The organism is Vibrio sp. 1557 (assembly GCF_033340175.1).
Classification (GTDB): domain Bacteria; phylum Pseudomonadota; class Gammaproteobacteria; order Enterobacterales; family Vibrionaceae; genus Vibrio; species Vibrio alginolyticus.
The window spans coordinates 430,478-449,667 of record NZ_JAWOVZ010000001.1; the positions used below are offsets into that span (position 1 = coordinate 430,478).

General features: G+C 44.5%; 11 protein-coding genes. 9 read left to right on the forward strand and 2 right to left on the reverse strand.

The features are described from left to right. The first annotated feature begins 171 nt into the window (after positions 1–171). From R7070_RS01940 to R7070_RS01950, 3 genes are read left to right on the forward strand one after another with little or no spacing between them, the layout of a single operon-like run. A complete protein-coding gene (locus R7070_RS01940) occupies positions 172–1,884 on the forward strand; it encodes a hypothetical protein (RefSeq protein ID WP_256900099.1) in 1,713 nt (570 codons plus the stop codon). A 3-nt stretch (positions 1,885–1,887) separates the two neighbouring features. Beyond that, positions 1,888–2,967, forward strand: coding sequence for a hypothetical protein (locus R7070_RS01945; RefSeq protein WP_085569129.1), 1,080 nt, complete (start codon positions 1,888–1,890; stop codon positions 2,965–2,967). After that, a complete protein-coding gene (locus R7070_RS01950) occupies positions 2,967–7,709 on the forward strand; it encodes an OmpA family protein (RefSeq protein WP_132937166.1) in 4,743 nt (1,580 codons plus the stop codon). The genes R7070_RS01945 and R7070_RS01950 overlap by 1 nt, the downstream gene beginning before the upstream one ends. Before the next feature lie 119 nt (positions 7,710–7,828). Here the strand turns inward: R7070_RS01950 and R7070_RS01955 are convergent, their stop codons facing one another. Continuing rightward, entirely contained in the window at positions 7,829–9,460 is a 1,632-nt protein-coding gene (locus R7070_RS01955) for a sigma-54-dependent Fis family transcriptional regulator (protein ID WP_137282741.1), read from the reverse strand. Beyond that, complete coding sequence (tssH, locus tag R7070_RS01960; RefSeq protein WP_213960691.1) at positions 9,447–12,125, reverse strand: type VI secretion system ATPase TssH; 2,679 nt, start codon at positions 12,123–12,125, stop codon at positions 9,447–9,449. Before tssH ends, R7070_RS01955 begins: the two co-directional genes overlap by 14 nt. A 456-nt stretch (positions 12,126–12,581) precedes the next feature. Here tssH and R7070_RS01965 point away from each other — a divergent pair, with 456 nt between their 5' ends. The 6 genes from R7070_RS01965 (at position 12,582) to R7070_RS01990 (ending at position 19,066) form a co-directional block, all read left to right on the forward strand. After that, entirely contained in the window at positions 12,582–13,100 is a 519-nt protein-coding gene (locus R7070_RS01965) for an Hcp family type VI secretion system effector (RefSeq protein WP_005373415.1), read from the forward strand. Positions 13,101–13,172: 72 nt separating this feature from the next. Further along, the gene (tssI, locus tag R7070_RS01970; protein WP_256900098.1) at positions 13,173–15,251 is read left to right on the forward strand and encodes a type VI secretion system tip protein VgrG; all 2,079 of its coding nucleotides are present in this window, start codon (positions 13,173–13,175) and stop codon (positions 15,249–15,251) included. Positions 15,252–15,253: 2 nt separating this feature from the next. Beyond that, the gene (locus R7070_RS01975) at positions 15,254–15,736 is read left to right on the forward strand and encodes a hypothetical protein (RefSeq protein ID WP_064376245.1); all 483 of its coding nucleotides are present in this window, start codon (positions 15,254–15,256) and stop codon (positions 15,734–15,736) included. A gap of 94 nt (positions 15,737–15,830) precedes the next feature. Further along, the gene (locus R7070_RS01980; protein ID WP_256900097.1) at positions 15,831–17,156 is read left to right on the forward strand and encodes a hypothetical protein; all 1,326 of its coding nucleotides are present in this window, start codon (positions 15,831–15,833) and stop codon (positions 17,154–17,156) included. Further along, positions 17,137–18,129 carry a DUF2169 domain-containing protein gene (locus R7070_RS01985; RefSeq protein WP_256900096.1) on the forward strand — a complete coding sequence of 331 codons (993 nt, stop codon included), beginning with the start codon at positions 17,137–17,139 and terminating at the stop codon, positions 18,127–18,129. Before R7070_RS01980 ends, R7070_RS01985 begins: the two co-directional genes overlap by 20 nt. Continuing rightward, positions 18,122–19,066, forward strand: a complete 945-nt coding sequence (locus R7070_RS01990) for a hypothetical protein (protein WP_170896926.1) — start codon at positions 18,122–18,124, stop codon at positions 19,064–19,066. Before R7070_RS01985 ends, R7070_RS01990 begins: the two co-directional genes overlap by 8 nt. Positions 19,067–19,190 lie beyond the last annotated feature (124 nt).

The following is a 19,190-nucleotide window of genomic DNA, read 5'->3' on the forward strand; positions in this document are numbered from 1 at the left end:
AATAGTAAAAATCACCATTTTTTTGGTGTTTTTGATTTCGGGCGATTTTTCTATCTCGTTGAAAATAAATGGCTAAGTAAGTAGGATACGCAGACCAAATCGTACTTGTAAGCCTTATCAGCTTAATTGTCACCGCAGCCATATTTACGATGTTGGTTGTGGAGAATTCAAATGCATTTAGTTTGCAAATTTATACCTAGCTCGAAGCTATCCTCCAACGAGCTATCTTATGTTCTTACACCGGACGAGTGTATAGGACAGCTTTCGCGTTTGCGAAATTCAGATGACATCCTCAGAAACCTCCCTAAAGAATTGGCGCAAAAGATTTCCATCTCTGCCAAAAAAACGACCAGCGCATTGCTAGCTGCTATAAGAATCGAATTGGGAAAAGGCAATTGGGTGTCATTATCTACCGTTGCTCGTCGGTCGCCATTGACGGACTCTCAGCTGCAAAGCTTCCCTAGACTTAAATCACTCGTTGACTTTGTATCAGCTTCGAATGAAAGCAAAGCTTTTAAAGCAGGATACAAGCAGGTTACCGACGATGTTGCTTTAGTTCGTAGTTACACGCATGTCCCCTCTGAGCCAAGCCCAGATCAAAAAATCGTTGTCGAGTTTGCAGGGCAGTGGTCTAGCAACGCGGCATGTTTGATGTTGGGAAAAACCGAAGCTCAAAAAGAAAAAGTGACTGTAGGCAAGGCTGATACAGAAAACAAACACCGCAGCCTCGCGACGTTTAAAGATCTCGATGCTGAAGGTAAAACGCTTTATATCAAAATTCCTTGCTCCGACCAGCCTCAGCCAATCTTGCTTAAACTCGCCGAAGACCTGCAACCCGTTGATAAAGAAACTCAGATGGATGAGTGGGACAACGTGTTGGTGCCTGTACTACCTATGCTAGAGGGCCCAAATGGACATGAGTTGGTTGCAGAAGGTTATTTCTATGTAATCTGGAATAACAAAGTTTGGCGAGAGGTTGAAGTTACACCAAAAGGCTACTTTGCTGATGTCGATTTAGAGTACTACAGAAATAATGATCCTGAATCCTCGATGAAAACACGACATGTCAACATTGATGGGGCCAACCTTGTACCAGACTACTATATTGGCGAAGAAGCATTTGAGATTTATCAATCCGGTCAGAAAGTGTATTCGGGACATCTAAGCCTTGATCAAGGTGCTAGGGTATTCCGCTTTGTAGATGAGGAAGTAGATGTTGTTTTTCCAGAATTAGATATTGATCCTATCACTGTTAAAACGGTGCTAAGCCCTTATAAAGCTGGCAAAGATGGTTTGCGTATTGCGCAAGGCGTTCCTCTACCGCATATTTGGGTGCCATATAAAGTCGCGGGAAAAGCACAAGAATGTTATATCCATTACTCCGAGTTGGCTTTGACAAACACGGAACTGTCTGAGCTAGAGAGTGATCCTGCTTCAATTGCTAAGTCTCTTTCAGAGTTGCAAATATACTCCTCATCCCAAAGCTTTAATAATGCGGGCGAGAATATTATTCCAGTTTCCGGTACCGCATCGACAGGCATCGGCAGTGGAGTCATCAACGAACACAAAGAGAGCAATGTTGCGGGGCTTAAATTGGCTCCAAGAGTCGCTTTGCCTTCTATACGTTACCTTCACGAGCCTTTGACAGATCAGCCGGACGATTTCTTTGGGCTTCGTAACATAGAACACGATTGGATTCACAAATCGTACTTTCGTTCAGCGATGAAAGACGACGATGGTTATATGACGCTGCGTTTTGCATTCCCGCCGGCAGAGGTCAAGAACGTCGATATTGTTCGAGGTGTTCATTCGAGCCTCTCCACCGGTAGCCAACGTCTTGTCGTTGTAGAAGAAAATGTACCCATTTCAGAATTGGTAGGTTAAACCATGAAAAAAATAATATTACTGTTACTTACTGCTTTATCGATAGCGGGTTGTAAAGATGACGGCCGCACTTACGTGGGTGAACATAACTACTACACCATGGAGCAGAGCAAGGTCCGTAAATCTGACTCTGCGACTTATCAACAACGTGACTTTCCTCGTTACTTTATTCACCGCGCTAAGGAATGGCCAAGGGAAGATTTAAATGACGCGAGCTCTTACGATTTGCCACGCGTTCAATTTACCTGGGCAAACTTATCAAGTGTTCCAGGCTATGAGCCGGATCCAATGTACAACGAGTACGAAGGACGAACCAAAATCTGGAGTATGAAGACCGATGGCACGGATCTACGCTTGGTGACCGATTTGGCTTGGTTAGGTATGAATGGATCTGGTGTTGATAAAACCAGTCGCTCGCCAAATAATCGCTATGTGGCAGTCGGTTTTGGTTTGACTAACTACCTTTTTGATATCAAAACCCAGAAGATGATTGAGCTGCCACATGACATTGAAGGGCCGAAAGGCTTTTTGTGGGCGGAAGACAGTAGCTACGTTTATTACCGCACTGGTATGGTTGGTCGTGTGGTTTATAAGTGGGATATTGCTAAAGGTGAAGCGGAAAAGACGGATCTGCATATATCCGGGACAGGCTTTATTCGCGATGGATTAATTTACAGTGTGACTAATGGTGCTGCGCTTATAGAAGATGAAAAAACTTATGAAACGACAAAGGTCGTTCAATGGGGGAAAAAGTTACCTGTTAAGAAAGCAAAAGCGCATTTTACGGCGATCAGTCCAGAAGGGGACATTGTTTGGGCGGCTAATCGCAACTATCACAATGTATTTGTCGTCGACCTAGCAAAAGGTAAACAAATTGACCGTGATGGCGCAATGCAATATGCCATCGGTCTAAATAATCGTTTTTCTTTGACGAATTATAATGCGATGCTGATGTCAGTACAGAACAACCAGACAAAACAAGCGTGGAGTTGGTCTCCGTTGGGTTACAGCCGAACGTTAGACCCCGCCATTGTGTATAACCTCTCCGCAAATCAAGGTAACTGGTTTAAGGAGGTGAACTAATGGCCTTCACATTTGATAATGAAGTCTATCTGTTCGGTGCTTTGTTTGAGGGCAAGTTCTTAGGCCGTGAATATATATTCCCTGACTGGCATACCCAGCCAGATCTCACCCAAGTAAATGAGCTAGCGGGTAAGATTCGTCCCATTCCTTTGACTCCCGTGATGGTCAATGCCTTGTCAGGAGGCGAACCCGCACTGTGGGGAACCACCAAAGAGGGAAAATTGGTCGAGTTAGGTTTAGGCGAGCCATCACAAGCAACGGGTAAACAACCTTTATCGGGAGAAAAAGTCGATTCTGAAACTTCTGCACCAAGCGATGTCGACAATTATGAATTACTCAAGTTGGGCAACCGACCGGAAGGGATCAGCAAAGGGAAAAGCTATGAATTAAGCTTTCCACCATTGCGTTTGTTAGCGCAGATGATTGCGCCGCAGAATGAACCAGAAAGTACTGGAGGCGCAAAAGATCTGGCAAGTCTTGCAGAAAACATTAAGCATTTCGCCCAGTATATTGATGATGGGACTAACAAAACAAAGCAAACTGGGGTGAAGTTCCAACTTACAGAAATTGCCCTTGGTCAACTTGCCCCTGAGTATGTTGGGGGCGATCTTACGCCAGAGCAACAAAGTTACAATGATTGGTTGGAGCGTCAGAAAAAAAGAAACAAGCCCCTGAAAGGTTTCGTTGTGCCAAGAATGCACAGTTGCGCGGTACTTTTTACAGACATGCTTTATAGCGGCGCTGAGGTCTCGCTTGTTAGACCAGTGAAACACCTCAAAGCGGGTGATTTAGAGAGCGCCGCAGAAGAAGTGATTGATGTAAAGGTTGTCGATACGCATGTTGCAGAATGGGCGAATGAAATTGGTGATCGAAACGTTTTACCAAGTGCATTGTTTAACCTCGATCCAAGCCAAGTTGAAGATGGTTTTTATTTGTTGCGCATCCAATTTTGGGAAGATGAATGGTTAGCATTCGATGAAACACGTAAGGTGTTACCCGAAAGTGTACTGAAGGCCAATGTCACAAAGCAGTTCATGAAACACCCTCAAACTGATGTGGAGCAGAATGTATATACTTATGAACTGCATGAAAAACTGACGTTTATCGATACAGCGGGCATTGGCAAAATGGCGTGCGTGTGTGGTGACATGATCACCTTAGAGGAAGCGCTCATCCAACAATTCCCTAATCAGTTGCCATCTTATTCAGACTACGCGACGAAGGGGTTAACCTATCAAACTAAGCAAAAACCGGGCGTTGCACCGTTATCTTTGCATGCAGCGATCAACAAAACCTACGAATCGTTGAGCAGTGACTTTCTCTCTATTGAGGGCGCAAAGCTATATGGCCCACCTGCAGAAATGGCGAAAACCATCGGGCAGGCGCTATGGGAAAACAGTGAGTCGGGGGCCTTACCTCCATTTCTGATGAGTGGTATCGCGTTACATTCGGCACTTGCCGCCACTAGTGGTATTAAAAAGAGTGTCAGCCTTGCAAAAGTTTTTGCGCGTAAAGAGCTAACGCTGAAACAAGCACAAGCGTTAGTGTTTAGAAAGCATGTCATTGATATTCCTTATATCAAGCGTGCTTTTAAAACGGCAGGCCCAGAGTCAAAAATCATGCGTGGCGTTGGACGATTAAGCAGTGATTTTTTGAGCGGAACAAATCGCGCACTACCAGCAATTGGAGTTATCGCAAGTGGCAAGGAAGCGTTCGATCAATATTCGGCGTTCTCTGAACAAATTAAAAATGCGAAAGAAGCGCAAGAAACTTTAAGTAAATACGCTGAAAACTATCTTTCTTCTTTAACGTTTGTTCGTCGCTTTGATAATCCAGAACATTGGCAAAAAAAAGCAGAAACGGTGCAGGAAGCACTTGGTAAAGAAGGGAATGCTCAGATCTTTGCTGATGGTCAAGGGGTCGTTGTTCGAATGAACTTCAAGTTTAACTCTGCTGAGTTTGAGAACGAAGTTCAAGTACTGCATATCGACTATATAGAAGTATGTGAAAAATTATGCCAGCTTTTATCCCAAAACCCTGATTACCAAGTTGCCATTATTGGCCATGCAGGGCCAATAGGAACGCATGAAAATAACTTAAAGATATCAAAAATGCGTGCGGATGTAGTTAAAGAGGCCATCCTCGCCAAAACAAGCGGAGAAGAACGAGCGAACCTAGAATCAAGGTTGTGGATTGAATTTAAGGGTAAGTCACAACTGATCGATGATATCGACGGTTATGCCGACGTTAACGACCGATCAGATAATGCGGATATCGCTGTGAACCGACGTGTAGAGGTAAGGTTGATCATCCCTGACTTCGCGGTTTCTCTACCACCGAGCCGATCTGGAACGATGGCATTAAATCGCGCGCATCAAATTTGGGAAGGGCATCAGCTTGCGGCAAAGGAAGCTGAAGATAAGATGATTCTTGCCGCCGTTGACGCAATGGCAAGCGTCGCAATCTGGACGCCTGCCGCACCAGTGGCTGCCTATTATTTTGCCGGTAAAGTGGGGGCAGATCTTTTGGGCGCTGCAACTGATTTCTATGGTGATCTTTTTGGTGATGCGACGTTTAAGGAGATCAAAGCTCAGTACAATAACAAAAGCATGCTAAAAACGCTCAGCAGTATCAATAAAGAACTTGTCTCATTGTATAAGGGGATCAGTCAAGATCTTCAACCTCAGATCATTGATGCCGTTGGCTTAGCCGACTTTCTTAAAAAACAGGCGAATCATGATGAGTTGTTGAAGCGCTTTTTGTTGCGCTCCTATGCTTTGAATTCTTTGATTGAGTTACTAACGCTTCTCCGCGCTAAGTGGAGCCTTACGGGTGACTTTGATGATTTCATTGAGGATTATCGAGTTGACGAGTTTATTCAGCTGTATGTCATGAGTGATAACTGGGAAATTCCAGTCAATGATGGCAATACGCTTGCCCTGAACTGGGTAAACCGTTTTAACAAATCTGGTTTGTTCTCTAACTCTGGCATCAATAGCTCGCTACAATGGAATTACGGTGAAAAGATAGGTGGTGCATTTAATACGGGATTCCCTGTACAAACACGTCTATTTTTGGACCGAAAATCAGATGAGTCCTTGCAAGAAAGTGCTTCTATCCGAGAAGGTCTAAAGGCATTTTGTCACGACTTCAATTTAGCCAAAGAAGAACTTGGGCGTGATGATATAGAGTTCAGTCGCTTGCTGGTCCAAGAGGATGGGATATGGGAACCATACATCAAATGGATATTTGAGAAGAATGGACGAAAGCTACGCCCACAAACGCGTGTGAAACTACAGGTGGTTTTAAAAGATGGTTTCTCGTCTAAGACACTGTTTTTACAGGAGGTCGCTTATCGCGCCGCTGTTGTTGGTTTGGACTCTCATGGGCCAACCTTTGATGTGTTGTTTACAAAAATGGATGCTTCTCAATTCGAAGACCCTGATGAAGCGATTAAAGAACACTTTAAGAGTAAGCGTGTTGAGGAATTGCATGGTCTTGAATTTGAACCAACATATGAATTTGGTGAGTTTTTAATCCATGGCATCAAGCCGTTATGTCCAAATGTTAAAGTCATAGATGAGGTGAAAGCCTTCTTTACAGGTCAAAGCGTATTTGAATATGTTCGAGACTCTGGTGCTTTTGAACAGATGAAATATGTCTTCTCACTAGGAGGACATGATTTGCTAGCGGGTAAGTTAGAGGGCTTGGGTACATATAAAAATTACACTCTAGATATTACTGAAGTTAACTTTGGTATCGATGGTCAAAGCCCTGCACAAGAAGCGAAAAACTTTAACGGTCGAACATTGGAAAAGACGAAACTCACAGACACTGACTTTTTAATCGAAGAGTTTGTCATGAGTGAGTCTGCATCATCCCGAGACACTACACCGAAGGTGATCGATGGCAACCTTATTATTTTGCCTGGTGTTGAAATTGACGGTGACCTTGCTTGGGGTGAAAGCAATGCGAATAAACTGATAAGCAACAAGTTTGATTGGTCGAAAGAGCAACGGTTCTCACTTTGTTTTGCGGTGTTAGGGGATGATCGTGCGAGTGACGATTACGATACAATGTTACTCAATGCCATTGAATGTGGGGTGAAACTGCAGATCAAAGATGGTCCAGTTAAACATGACGTGATGCATTATGCTGGAGTGGTCAACATTCGTTCTCGTCTTGTTACCGAGAAGTCAAATACTGGGTATCACGGAATAGAAACAAGAACCGTTTTTGATCTAGACCTTGACGATAGCGACGCTACTAAGCTTACAGGTCTGGAGCAAAGCGCCGTTCAATTTATTGATCAGAATGACGCTAATTTCTCCGGTTTATTAACTTCAAGCGAGAAAAAACACCTTTATATCGTTCGTTTTGATTACTCTTATGTGTCGCCTACAGGCAAATTAGTTAATGGTTTAAGACCTTTTGGTGATGTTTTAGATGGTAATGATCTAAAACCTATCAGACTCGAGTTGGCTTCATTTGAACAAATGGATACGAGTGAAGGTTATGAACTACCGAAGTTTGAGCTTCGAGTTCCTGCGGTGAAAGACTTCATGACGGGTAAGCCATGGATAGAAACGGTTGAAAAGGAAAAGCCGACAAGTGAGGCGAATCATTTGCACTGGAAAAACCTAGAGGTACAGAACGAGCAGAAACGATATGTTGAGAACTGGATAAAGAAACAAGCGTCTTCTCTTAATGCTCCGGAAATCGCTCTTTTACAGGCAAAATAACAAATAAAAAAACCGCCTTCGGGCGGTTTTTCTTTTCTTATCAATGCAAACCGAAGTAAGATTTTCTCGCTTCTCGCTTCTCGCTTCTCGCTTCTCGCTTCTCGCTTCTCGCTTCTCGCTTAACCAGCTGCAGAAATATCGTATTTCTTCATTTTATGGTTGAGTGTGCTCATTGGAAGTGCCAATTGCTCAGCTGCTTTCTTTGTGTGCCAATTGCAAGCATTTAAGCAATCGATGATCACTGTGCGCTCGTATTGGCTGACAACGTCCTTAAGGCTCTTTGAAACGTCTTCTAAATCCGCTTGTGCTTGCTGCTCGTAAGCAGGTTGCTCTGGGGTAGGTGAAGCTGCTTTCATGTCGATACTTGGTACATCTTCTGGGATTTGTTCGCCAAACTCAATGTGAGTAATGGTTTCAAAATCGGACAGTAGCACCGAGCGCTCGATGATGTTCTTAAGCTCACGCACGTTCCCTGGGTATTGGTAGGCAAGGAGCTGTTTACGTACGTTGGCACTTAACCCTGGCGCTTGCGGCAAACCTAGCGTGTTGGTTGTGTGTTGCACGAAATGTTCAGCAAGGGGAATAATGTCTGACTTGCGAGCTCTCAATGGTGGTAATGTAATAGGGAACACATTCAAACGATAGAACAAATCGGCACGGAATCCGCCATCTTTGATTTGCTGCATAAGATTACAGTGGGTTGCGGCGATAACGCGAACGTCCACCTCAATCTCTTTGCTGGTACCGATAGGGCGAACTTTGCGTTCTTGTAGTACACGCAGTAACTTTGCCTGCAGTAGCATTGGCATATCGCCAATTTCATCTAGGAAAAGCGTGCCGCCGTTGGCTGCTTCAAACAAACCGACTTTGTCTTTGTCCGCGCCAGTGAATGAGCCTTTCTTATGGCCAAAGAGTTCCGACTCTAATAACTGCTCTGGGATTGCGGCACAGTTCTGTACGATCAAAGGCTGTTCTGAACGGTTAGAGTTTTCGTGAATGTATTTCGCGATCACCTCTTTACCAGCGCCCGTTTCACCACGCAATAGAACGTCGACAGGGAGAGATAACACCTTATCAAGACGATTCAAGACATTGAGCATTTCTTCGCTCTCTGCAATAGGACCTTGATAGGTTTTTTGGGTACGCTTTTTGAGTTGAGTGTTCTCACGCATTAGGGCGTGATTGTCGGCATTGAGATTTTTAATCACTTGCCCGTATTGCTCTAACCACACAGCTTGGCGAATATTACTCGCGGCCATACGACAAAACTCAGTCAATGCAGCTTCATTGTCGATAACACTTAAATCGAGTAAGACTAACAGTCCAATGGTTTTGCTTTCGCTATCAATCAAAGGCCAAGCCAATAAGTTCTCGCTTTTTAATCCCAGTGTCTGCTCAGTTTGATAGATGCTTTCGCAGTCATAGCCGTTGTACTTATACAACTCGTTAATCAACACCACTTCACCATTACGAATGGCAAAGTTGAATGGATCGTTCTCACTGGCTGAGTCTAACTGTAATGCTTCCCAAGGGTGGGAAACGATAGTTTTATCGTTATGGTGAGCGGTACTTGGAATCAACGCCTGCCCAGTCTGGTCCAAAACGTAAATGATGCCGTGCTTTGCGAGGGTCATTTGTCTCGCAGCGGTCAACACAGCATCCAACGTTTGGGTAAGCTGGCTGCGATCAGCCAAAGACTGACTGATCGCAAGTAGGGCGTTACTAAGTTCGCTATGGTTAGCTGAACGCATAGGTTAGTGTTCCTTGCTCATCGACAGACACTTCGATTTGCGTATGTGAATCATCCTTGTCATGCACCAATAGCTGAGTCGATAGTTGCGGCAGCAACTGACGGTTGATGACCGCGTCGATATTACGCGCGCCTGTTTCAGCAAGGCGACAGTTACCTAGTACGAACTCAACCAAACTTTCTTCGTAGCTCAGAGACAATTTGTGATGGCTCTGTAGACGCTGAGAAACTTTGTTTAGCTTGTGGTGAATTATTTCAGTCATTGCTTCATCAGACAGTGGAACAAATGGCAGTACCGACATACGTGCCAACAGCGCCGGTTTGAAGTGTTGGTTCAAAGTAGGGCGAATAGCTTCTGCGATGATGTTCGCATCGATGTCTTTGGATTGATGAACCAAAGATTCGATCTCATGCGTCGCAAGGTTACTGGTCATGATGATCAGCGTGTTCTTGAAGTCGATTGTGCGGCCTTCGCCGTCGTTCAGCGTGCCTTTGTCGAACACTTGGTAGAACAGGTTCAACACTTCAGGGTCGGCTTTTTCCACTTCATCAAGAAGAACAACAGAATATGGACGTTGACGAACCGCTTCTGTCAGCATGCCGCCTTCACCGTAACCTACGTAACCCGGAGGTGAACCGATTAGGCGAGATACCGTGTGCTTCTCTTGGAACTCAGACATGTTAATGGTCGTCATAAAGCGCTCACCACCAAACATTTGATCAGCGATCGCACGAGCCGTTTCGGTTTTACCCACGCCACTTGGGCCAACCAGCAGGAATACGCCTGTTGGTGCGTCTGGGTTACCTAGACCAGCTTTCGCAGTTTGAATGCCTTCAGACAGTGCATCGATAGCGTATTCTTGGCCTTTGATGCTTTGTGTTAGGCTTTCTTTCAGTTTTAGCGTGGTTTCTGCTTCGTCTTGAAGCATCTTACCCATTGGAATACCAGTCCAGTCCGAGATGACGTGGCTAACTTCATCTGGGCCCACTTCAAAGTGAACCAGTGGGTTGCCATTGCGGATTACATCTAGCTGTTCTTGGCAGGCCGAAATGGCAATGCGAACGGCTTCTTCATCCATTTCTGCATATGGAGAAACGTCTTGCTCTTGTTCTGAATCTTCGTCTGCAACAAGCTCTTCTTCATTTGTTTCTCCAAAGACCAGTTCATGTAAGCGAGAGCGTAGAGCAATCATCTCTTGGATCTGCTCTTTTTCTTTGTGCCATTGCGCTTCTTGTTCTGCTAGCTCTTCTTTCGTTGTTTCCATTGCCAGTTTTAGGTCTGGAATGTTAGCAAGGCTGTGCTTGTCGCCAGTTTGCTGCAGAGCATCACGCTCAAGTGCTTCAAGCTCGCGCTGTTGAGCTGCAAGTTCTTGTTGCAGAGTCTCAACAGAAGCAGGAATGGCATTAAGGCTGATGTTCACTCGTGCACACGCCGTATCTAGTACATCGATCGCTTTGTCTGGCAGTTGACGACCAGAGATGTAACGAGCAGAAAGTGCTGCCGCAGCAGTGATAGCATCGTCACGCACGTAAACGTTATGTGACTTCTCGTATGCTGGGCGCAGACCACGAATGATCAATGCTGCTTGCTCAGGAGACGGTTCGTCGAGTTTCACCAATTGGAAACGACGCGCAAGAGCAGGATCTTTCTCGAAGTACTTCTTGTATTCCGACCATGTTGTCGCAGCGATGGTTTTCACTTCACCACGCGCTAGGGCTGGTTTTAGCAAGTTTGCCGCGTCGCTGCCGCCCGCTTGGTTACCACCGCCAACAAGGGTGTGTGCTTCATCGATGAAAAGAATGATAGGGGTTGGCGAGTTTTTCACTTCATCCAATACCGCGTTTAGGCGTTTTTCGAATTCACCTTTTACGCTTGCACCAGCTTGCAGAAGACCCATATCTAGCCCGTAAAGCTCAACACCTTTGAGGTTGTCTGGTACGTCACCTTGTACAATCTTAAGTGCCAAACCTTCTACTACTGCGGTTTTACCAACGCCCGGTTCACCAACAGCAATAGGGTTGTTTTTACGGCGACGAGCAAGAATGTCCACGATTTGGCGGATTTCTTGGTCGCGGCAGAAAACAGGATCGATTTCGCCTTTGCGTGCTTTACCAGTGAAGTCTGTTGTGAACTTGCTCAGTGCTGAGCCATCCTCACGAGCTTGTGTTTTCTCTGAAGTAGCAACTTGCGCCTCAATAGATTGGCTTGTTAGCTCTGCAAAGTTACGCTTAAGGCTGTCAGGGTTTACCGCTTCAAGGATAGAGGCGTAACCATGTTGGCCGTAACGGAGAGGGTTGCTAACAAGAGTAAGGAGTAGGGCACCAGAGCGGATTTGTGTTTCGGATAGATCTAAAGAAGAAACCAGCCAACTTTCTTGCAACCATTCGATTAATAAAGCAGAAAAAACAGGTTTGCTGCCATTTCCTTTGGCGTTGGTGTCGAGTGTGGATCGAACCGATTGTCTTAATAAGTTCTCAGAACAATCAAAATGACTTAATAAGACGTCAAAATCACTATTTGGCCTTTCTAATAGACTCAGTAAATAATGCTCAATTTGAACTTCGTTTGCTTTTTCAGAGACTGCAAGTGCAGCGGCGTCTTCTAATGCTACTTTTGCAATCGGGTGTAGACGCTGAATTAATGAAGAAAGGTTTATATTTATCATAGCCATTTTATTCTTTAGAGGAAAAGAGGTAGCGGCTATTATACTAAAAGTGATTGCGTTCTTTTTTTATCAAGATATTTTGACTATCGTTTGTTGGTTATTTTTAATGATTATTGTGACATTAATGTTTGTGGTTATTTTAATGGCGTTGTTATTCTAAATTAATTGATAGTAAAAGTGACGGATTTATTAGTTTTAATGACTTTATTTACACGGTTTTATATGGTTATTTTCACTTTTTAAAGTTAGAACAATTTATTATTATCTTAATCCAACTTTTTGGTTTTTTATCCAATAAATTGTACTCAAGATATTAGTGAATAATGTCTTAATTTATTTAAGTTGTTGTTTTTATTGTATTTTTAAAGTTGGCACGGACTTTGATTATACCAACTAGTCGCGGTGATAAGCGATTTGGTGATTTAAACAAAACAGATTTTAGAAAAGGAAATAGCGATGCCAACTCCAGCATATATGTCTATCCAAGGTGAGACTCAAGGCCATATTACTAAAGATACTTACTCTGCAGATTCAGTAGGTAACACATGGCAAGAAGCTCACGTTGATGAGTTCCTAGTACAAGAACTTGATCACGTGCTAACTGTTCCACGTGATCCACAAAGTGGTCAGCCAACTGGTCAACGTGTACACCGTCCACTTGTTGTAACTAAAGTTCAAGATCGCTCATCTCCACTACTATTCAACGCACTAGTATCTGGCGAAAAACTTCCTGAGTGTGTGATCCGCTTCTACCGCACTTCAGTTCAAGGTAAACAAGAGCACTACTACTCAATCAAATTGATTGATGCGCTACTTGTCGATATCCAAACTCGTATGAACCACTGTCAAGACGCAGCAACAGCTGACCGCGTGACAGAAGAAGTGCTTAAGTTCACTTACCGTGCGATCGAAGTAACTCACGAAAACTGTGGTACTGCGGGTAACGACGACTGGCGTGCTCCACGCGAAGCTTAATTGCTCGTCGCGTAAAGATTCAGGGCCAACGATTGTTGGCCCTAATTCGATTATTTGTATCAGGTAAAAGATATGGTGAATGACGTAGAATTTAAATTTGAAGTGCCTGGATGTGGGCATGAATTTCGGGTTGAGAGCTTTCATGTTCATGAAGAGTTATCTAAGCCTTTCCACATCAATCTCTCATTACTTTCACTTGATCCAGATATCTCGTTCGATGAGTTAATACGTAAAGCAGGAACATTGACACTTTACGGACAAGGTGTTGGGGCTGCGCGTGTGTTCAACGGAGTGGTGAATGAAGTTCGTTACTTAGGGACTGGGCGTCGTTTTTCTCGTTATCAATTAGTCTTGGTTCCTCAAGCTTGGTTCTTATCTCAGCGCCAAGATTGTCGTATTTTCCAGCAAAAGTCAGCGCAAGACATCATCACAGAAGTACTCGATGATGGGGCAGTCACCGATTACCGATTTGAAGTGTCGGGTACTTATCCTCCAAAAGAATACGTTCTGCAATACCGTGAGTCTGACTTGCACTTCGTGCAGCGTATGATGGCTGAACACGGTATGTGGTATTACTTTGACCATAGCGATTCAAATCATACGATGGTCATTGTCGACAGTAATGACGCGATTGCACCTTTGATAAGCTCGCCACTAAATGCTTCATACATTGGGCCGATTGTTTATCATGCCGATGGTGGCGGTGTTGCCGATCGCGAACATATCTCTGATCTCGAGTTAGTTAACCGCGTTAGAACGGGACAGGTTACGTACACAGATTACAACTACGAACACCCTAAAATTCCACAAGAGATGACACAGGCTGGCGAGCTAGACCAAGATCTCAAGCAGTTTGATTATCCTGGACGATACGTTGACCCGCTGATGGGTCAGGTGAGAACCACGGAGTGGATGTCGGAACACATAGTCGATAATCAACAAGTGGAAGCAACGAGTGACGTAATGCGCTTAGCATCTGGTTACAGCTTTAACGTCAGTGACCACCCGCGTTCTGAGATTAACCGCGATTACCTTATGTTGTCTGTAATGCACTCAGGTCAAGATCCGCAAGTGCATGAAGATGAAGCGAGTGGTATGCCAACCACTTACTACAACCAGTTCTCATGTATTCCACGTGATGTGGTGTTTAAAGCGCCTAAACTAGCAGCACCAGTGGTTGATGGCCCTCAAACGGCGGTTGTTGTAGGACCAGAAGGTGAAGAGATTTACACCGACAAGCTTGGTCGAGTGAAAGTACAGTTCCATTGGGATCGCTACGGTGATAACAACGAACATTCAAGCTGTTGGATTCGTGTAAGCCAATCCATGGCGGCGCCAACATGGGGCGCAGTTTATTTGCCGCGTATTGGCCATGAAGTCGTAGTGACTTTCCTTGAGGGGGATCCAGATCGTCCGTTAGTTACGGGCGCAGTTTACAACGGTTTGCATTTCCCACCGTACTCTTTGCCAGAAAACAAAACTCGTACCACGTTCCGTACGCAAACGCACAAAGGAACAGGTTACAACGAGTTGAGTTTTGAAGACGAAGCGAACCAAGAAGAAGTCTATATTCACGCTCAAAAAGACATGTCGACCAAGGTGCTCAACAACCGTTACCGTGATATCGGTCAAGATGAATTCTTGAAGGTTGCACGTCACCAAACGAATGAAGTTCATGGTGACCATAAAGAAACCATTCATGGACATAAAACGACACAAGTAAACAGTACGTTTACCGAGACAGTCGAGCAAGACGTTACCGTCACATACAACGCGAGCGAAGCCCAGTATGTGAAAAACAATTCTGACTTAGAAATTGGTGATAACCGTACGACTAAGATCGGTAAAAATGATGACTTAGATATTGGCGAAAACAGTAACCTTACTATCGGTGCGTCTAAGAGTTCAGATATTGGTGCGGATGATAACCAGACGATTGGTGGCAACTTAACGGTATCAGTGAAAGGGAACACCGCTTATAAAGCCGATGGTGCAACGCAAATTATCAGTGGCGACAAGATTGTATTGAAAACGGGTGGTTCCTCTTTAGTGATGAACAGTGATGGTTCAATAAAGTTATCAGGCTCGGCTATTACGATCGAAGGCAGTGACAAAGTCGTCGTGAAAGGTGGCAACGTAGTGGTTAACTAACAATGGAAAAACAACCTCTTACAACAGAAGTAATATCAGAGCAGCAAGCCGAATCAACGGCTTGCTTTTCGCGTTTTGGAATAATAGTGGCTATCAATGAGTCTACGGGCAGTGTGCGAGTTGATTTTGATGGTAACCCATTTAAGCAGCCACTCACTGCGAGACTGGGACGTGGCTTTCGTCGTTCTGAACTGCAAATGGCTATCGATAATCGATTAAGTTGTCGAGTTGAGTTTTTGAACGACGACTTAAGCTTGCCTCTTGTGACGGACATTTTCTTCTCCATTCTGGATGACTCTGACGAGTTTGTATTGCGAGCGAAGAAGATGGTTATCGAGACAGAACAAGAGTTGGTAGTCAAAAGTGGTGAGACAGAAACTCGCTATAGCGGGCGCGATGGACGAATTACCACTAAAGCAAAGTACGTCACTTCTCAAGCAGAAAAAGCACAAAAAATTCAAGGCGGAACGATCGCAATTAACTAATTACCTCGCGTTAGCTAATTTACGTCGAGTTAGCTAATTACTTTGTATTAACTAATTGCAATCGCGTTATGGCACGCTAATAACGGATAACTAGATGCGACAAAGAATCGGTGTCGAGCACCTAAAGGCACCCATAACCAACCAAGAAGTCGAAGGCGCGTTAGCAAAAGCTGAGCGTGCTGTGAACGACCTTTCCCAATTGCCAGTAACATGGCTGGATTTCTGTAATGCAAAGCTGTCCATTGCTTCTGAAAGTATCGGTTTTTTAATCAGGCAGCGAGTTCAAATTCACAAAAGGGGGTATCCAAGTCGTGAGTTGGCGTATCTCAAGCTGATTGAACGCCAAATTGAAGAACTGAAGCAGGTGTACTTGTCGTTTTATCGCTTAGCACCGGGGTTGATTCATCAATTAAGAAGCAAAGAGCCAGAAATCTACAGCTGGCTGATGCTACAAGGCGAGTTGGGCTTAGAGTTGGATAACCTTTTGTGCGGCTTGAGTTTACTCGAAGATATTGACGTTAAAACCGCAATGGTCATCGCCGTACAATCTCCGGTTGAATCTATGGATAGCACGCTTTCGGAGCTTATTGAGGGTAATGCGACATCCGGTGCGTTTTACTTTGAATGCTTACGTGTACGTCAAACATTAAGTGTTTCTCTCATCAAGCGTTGGAACAAAGCCAGTATCATTAGCTCTCATGTTGCTTTGCCACTGCTCGCTTTACAAGACGTGAAAGAGGGGATTGATTGGCTCAATGACAATGCAGGCAGCGAACAATATCTATTTGAACGTTTGATTACCAAACGTGACAGAGGCACTTGGTTCCGTCAGTGCTTTGGCATCGAACCAAATAGATTACCATCAGCGCAAGTGCTCACTTACGCCAAGTTGCTTGAGTTAAAAGAGTTTGAGGCGTTTGATATCTCTTCTTCATTAGCACCTGTTGATTTTGCGCTGAGTGGTGATTGGAAACTGGTGCCCCAAATCATCGAGCACTTGGAAAGCCTGGAGGAAGCTGAAGCTGAGGGTGAAATTTGGCTTCAAGCCTTGTATGTCGTCTACGGAAAGCTTCTTCCTCTGACTCCGCAAGATGTTGGTGTCGAGTATGAATGGGAAGAGATCGTCGATCTGCTCAATGAGTGGGTGGAAGATGAAAAATATATCCAAAATCTACCAAGCCGCTTGGGTTACGCATTGAGCTTCGAGTCTACGTTAGCTGCGATGCAAGATTCTAACGTTGATGTGCTGTTCCGCGACTGGCTATGGCGCCAAATCTGTATTCAATCCAGAGCCTACGTGCCTTGGGATATGGCAATGCCGATTCATCAACAAGACTGGAACTTTAACAATTTAAAGGCCGCACCTTCTGCGAGCGAACGATTCAACTTAAGGAATAGCAATGCAGTTATGGGATATTGAGGCGCACCCTGAGCTATCACTTAAAGGTCGTTTTCAACGTGACGAAAACGGCGATGAAGTGTGGGTTGTGGTCGCTAAACGTACTTGGCAATTCGATGGTGTGGTTTGGCACGAATTAGGTGAAAGTGAAATCTTTGATGATCCCCAATATTTGGGCGAAGAAGGTTTCTCTGCGATGAAAGTTGACCACGAGTTTGCGTATACCAAAGACAACACAGATGTGCTTGTTTACGGCAAAGCGCGCAGCTACGCGAAAAAGCCAGTGACATACCAAGAGTGTCGTGTGTTGATTGATGGTCATATCGATAAGACTCTCGCTATTCACGGGGATCGCGTATGGGTTGAGCATGCTGGCAGTATCACGCTGAGCAATCCAGTCCCATTTATTGAAAAAGACATTGATTACACTTGCGCGGTAGGCGGTGATTTACGTAACCGAATAGGTGGTGGGGTTGCCGACTCCAACAAAGAATTGCTTGAACAGAAAGTGCCCTCGATTTTTTATCCCCGAGAGGACTGGAGTGCCGCCGCGAAAAAACTACGCGTTGCGGGGTTCGGGCCAGTGCCTCCGTTCTTTGAGTCGCGCCAGAAGCTGGCCGGCACGTTCGATGACGATTGGATTGAGAATCGCAAGCCAATGTTGCCACTCGATTTTGATAAGCGGTTCTTCCAAAGCGCACCTATTGATCAACAGTGCAAAGGCTTCCTTCGTGGGGAGGAGCGTTTGATGATGAGTGGCTTTTGTCATGATGACACGCTTTCATTTCGAATTCCTAAAGAAAAATACCGTGCGATCGCGACGTTCAAAGATCAAAGTTATCAAGCTGATATGGCGATGTACACCTTATTCGTTGATACGGAAAAGAAAACTATATCAATCAGTTACACCGCTGCGTTTCCTTGTCAGGGCAAGGAACATTTGTTGGTGTCGACATCCATCACTAAGTTGGAAGAGGTAAGCGAGCATGCATAATTCAACAGGCCGTTACGTGCTAGGGATGGAAGTGATGACGCCAACCGGTATGAATTTAGATATTGCTAGTGCAGTTTCGTATGCTGACTTAGGAAGATTCGACCAATGTGTAGGGGATGATGATATCGAGCGTTTTACTTACGCCAAAATCGAATACACCAAAGAAAGTGAGCAGTTTGAGAAAACGTGTGAGTTAATCACCCACTTGCTTGATTCATTGTTAGCACAGTTACCACGTTCATTGAGACCAATACCTTTGCTTATAGCGGTGCCTGCGTCTGTTTCACGAGTAAAGGTGCAAGAATGGCTTGGTGAAAGTAACTATGCTGAATTTCTCTCTGTGGTGAATGCTGTTCATGCCAGTGGGCCTAGTTTCGTTCTCCAGGCCATGAAATCATTGGATAAATATGATGCTATGATGTGTATCAGTGTCGATTCCTTGGTGAGTTCGATGCAAGCACTCATCGACGATGCGATGGTAATGAGTACCAATAATCCATGGGGCGTTATTCCGAGTGAGGGTGGGGCGGGTTTAATTCTTTGTCGAAGAAATACCGTAGAAACATTGAAACTTAAGCCTCAAGCGCAGCTTGGCTACATTGATACGGAATTAAACACTTCAGACCGAAGAGGCATGTTTCGACTTGTTCAACGTGCGAGTAAAAAGCTCGATTCATTTGGTGAAGTGTATTCCGATATGACGAACCTGCGCATGCATTCGGAAGATTACGGCTTTGCTCTGGGGGCGAAAGCAGAACGATTCACGAACCCAGAACAACCGCAGCTTATCAATGAGTTGTGGGGCACAATGGGTAGTTGTTCTTCTCTCGCTTTAATTGCCTTTGCGGTCAGAGAGCACCACTTTAAGCAACCAACTACATTGTTAATGTTCGACTTTCATGGTGACAAAGGAGTTCTCCAATTACTGCAATGTTAGTGGGCACTCATCGATCAAATGGCAATGAAAATATACTCATATTATTAGGTTGAAGTTTGTAACACGAAAAAGCGTATAACTCATGCAGTGAAAGCGTAAGTAAAAAGGTCTAATAAGTTAGTAA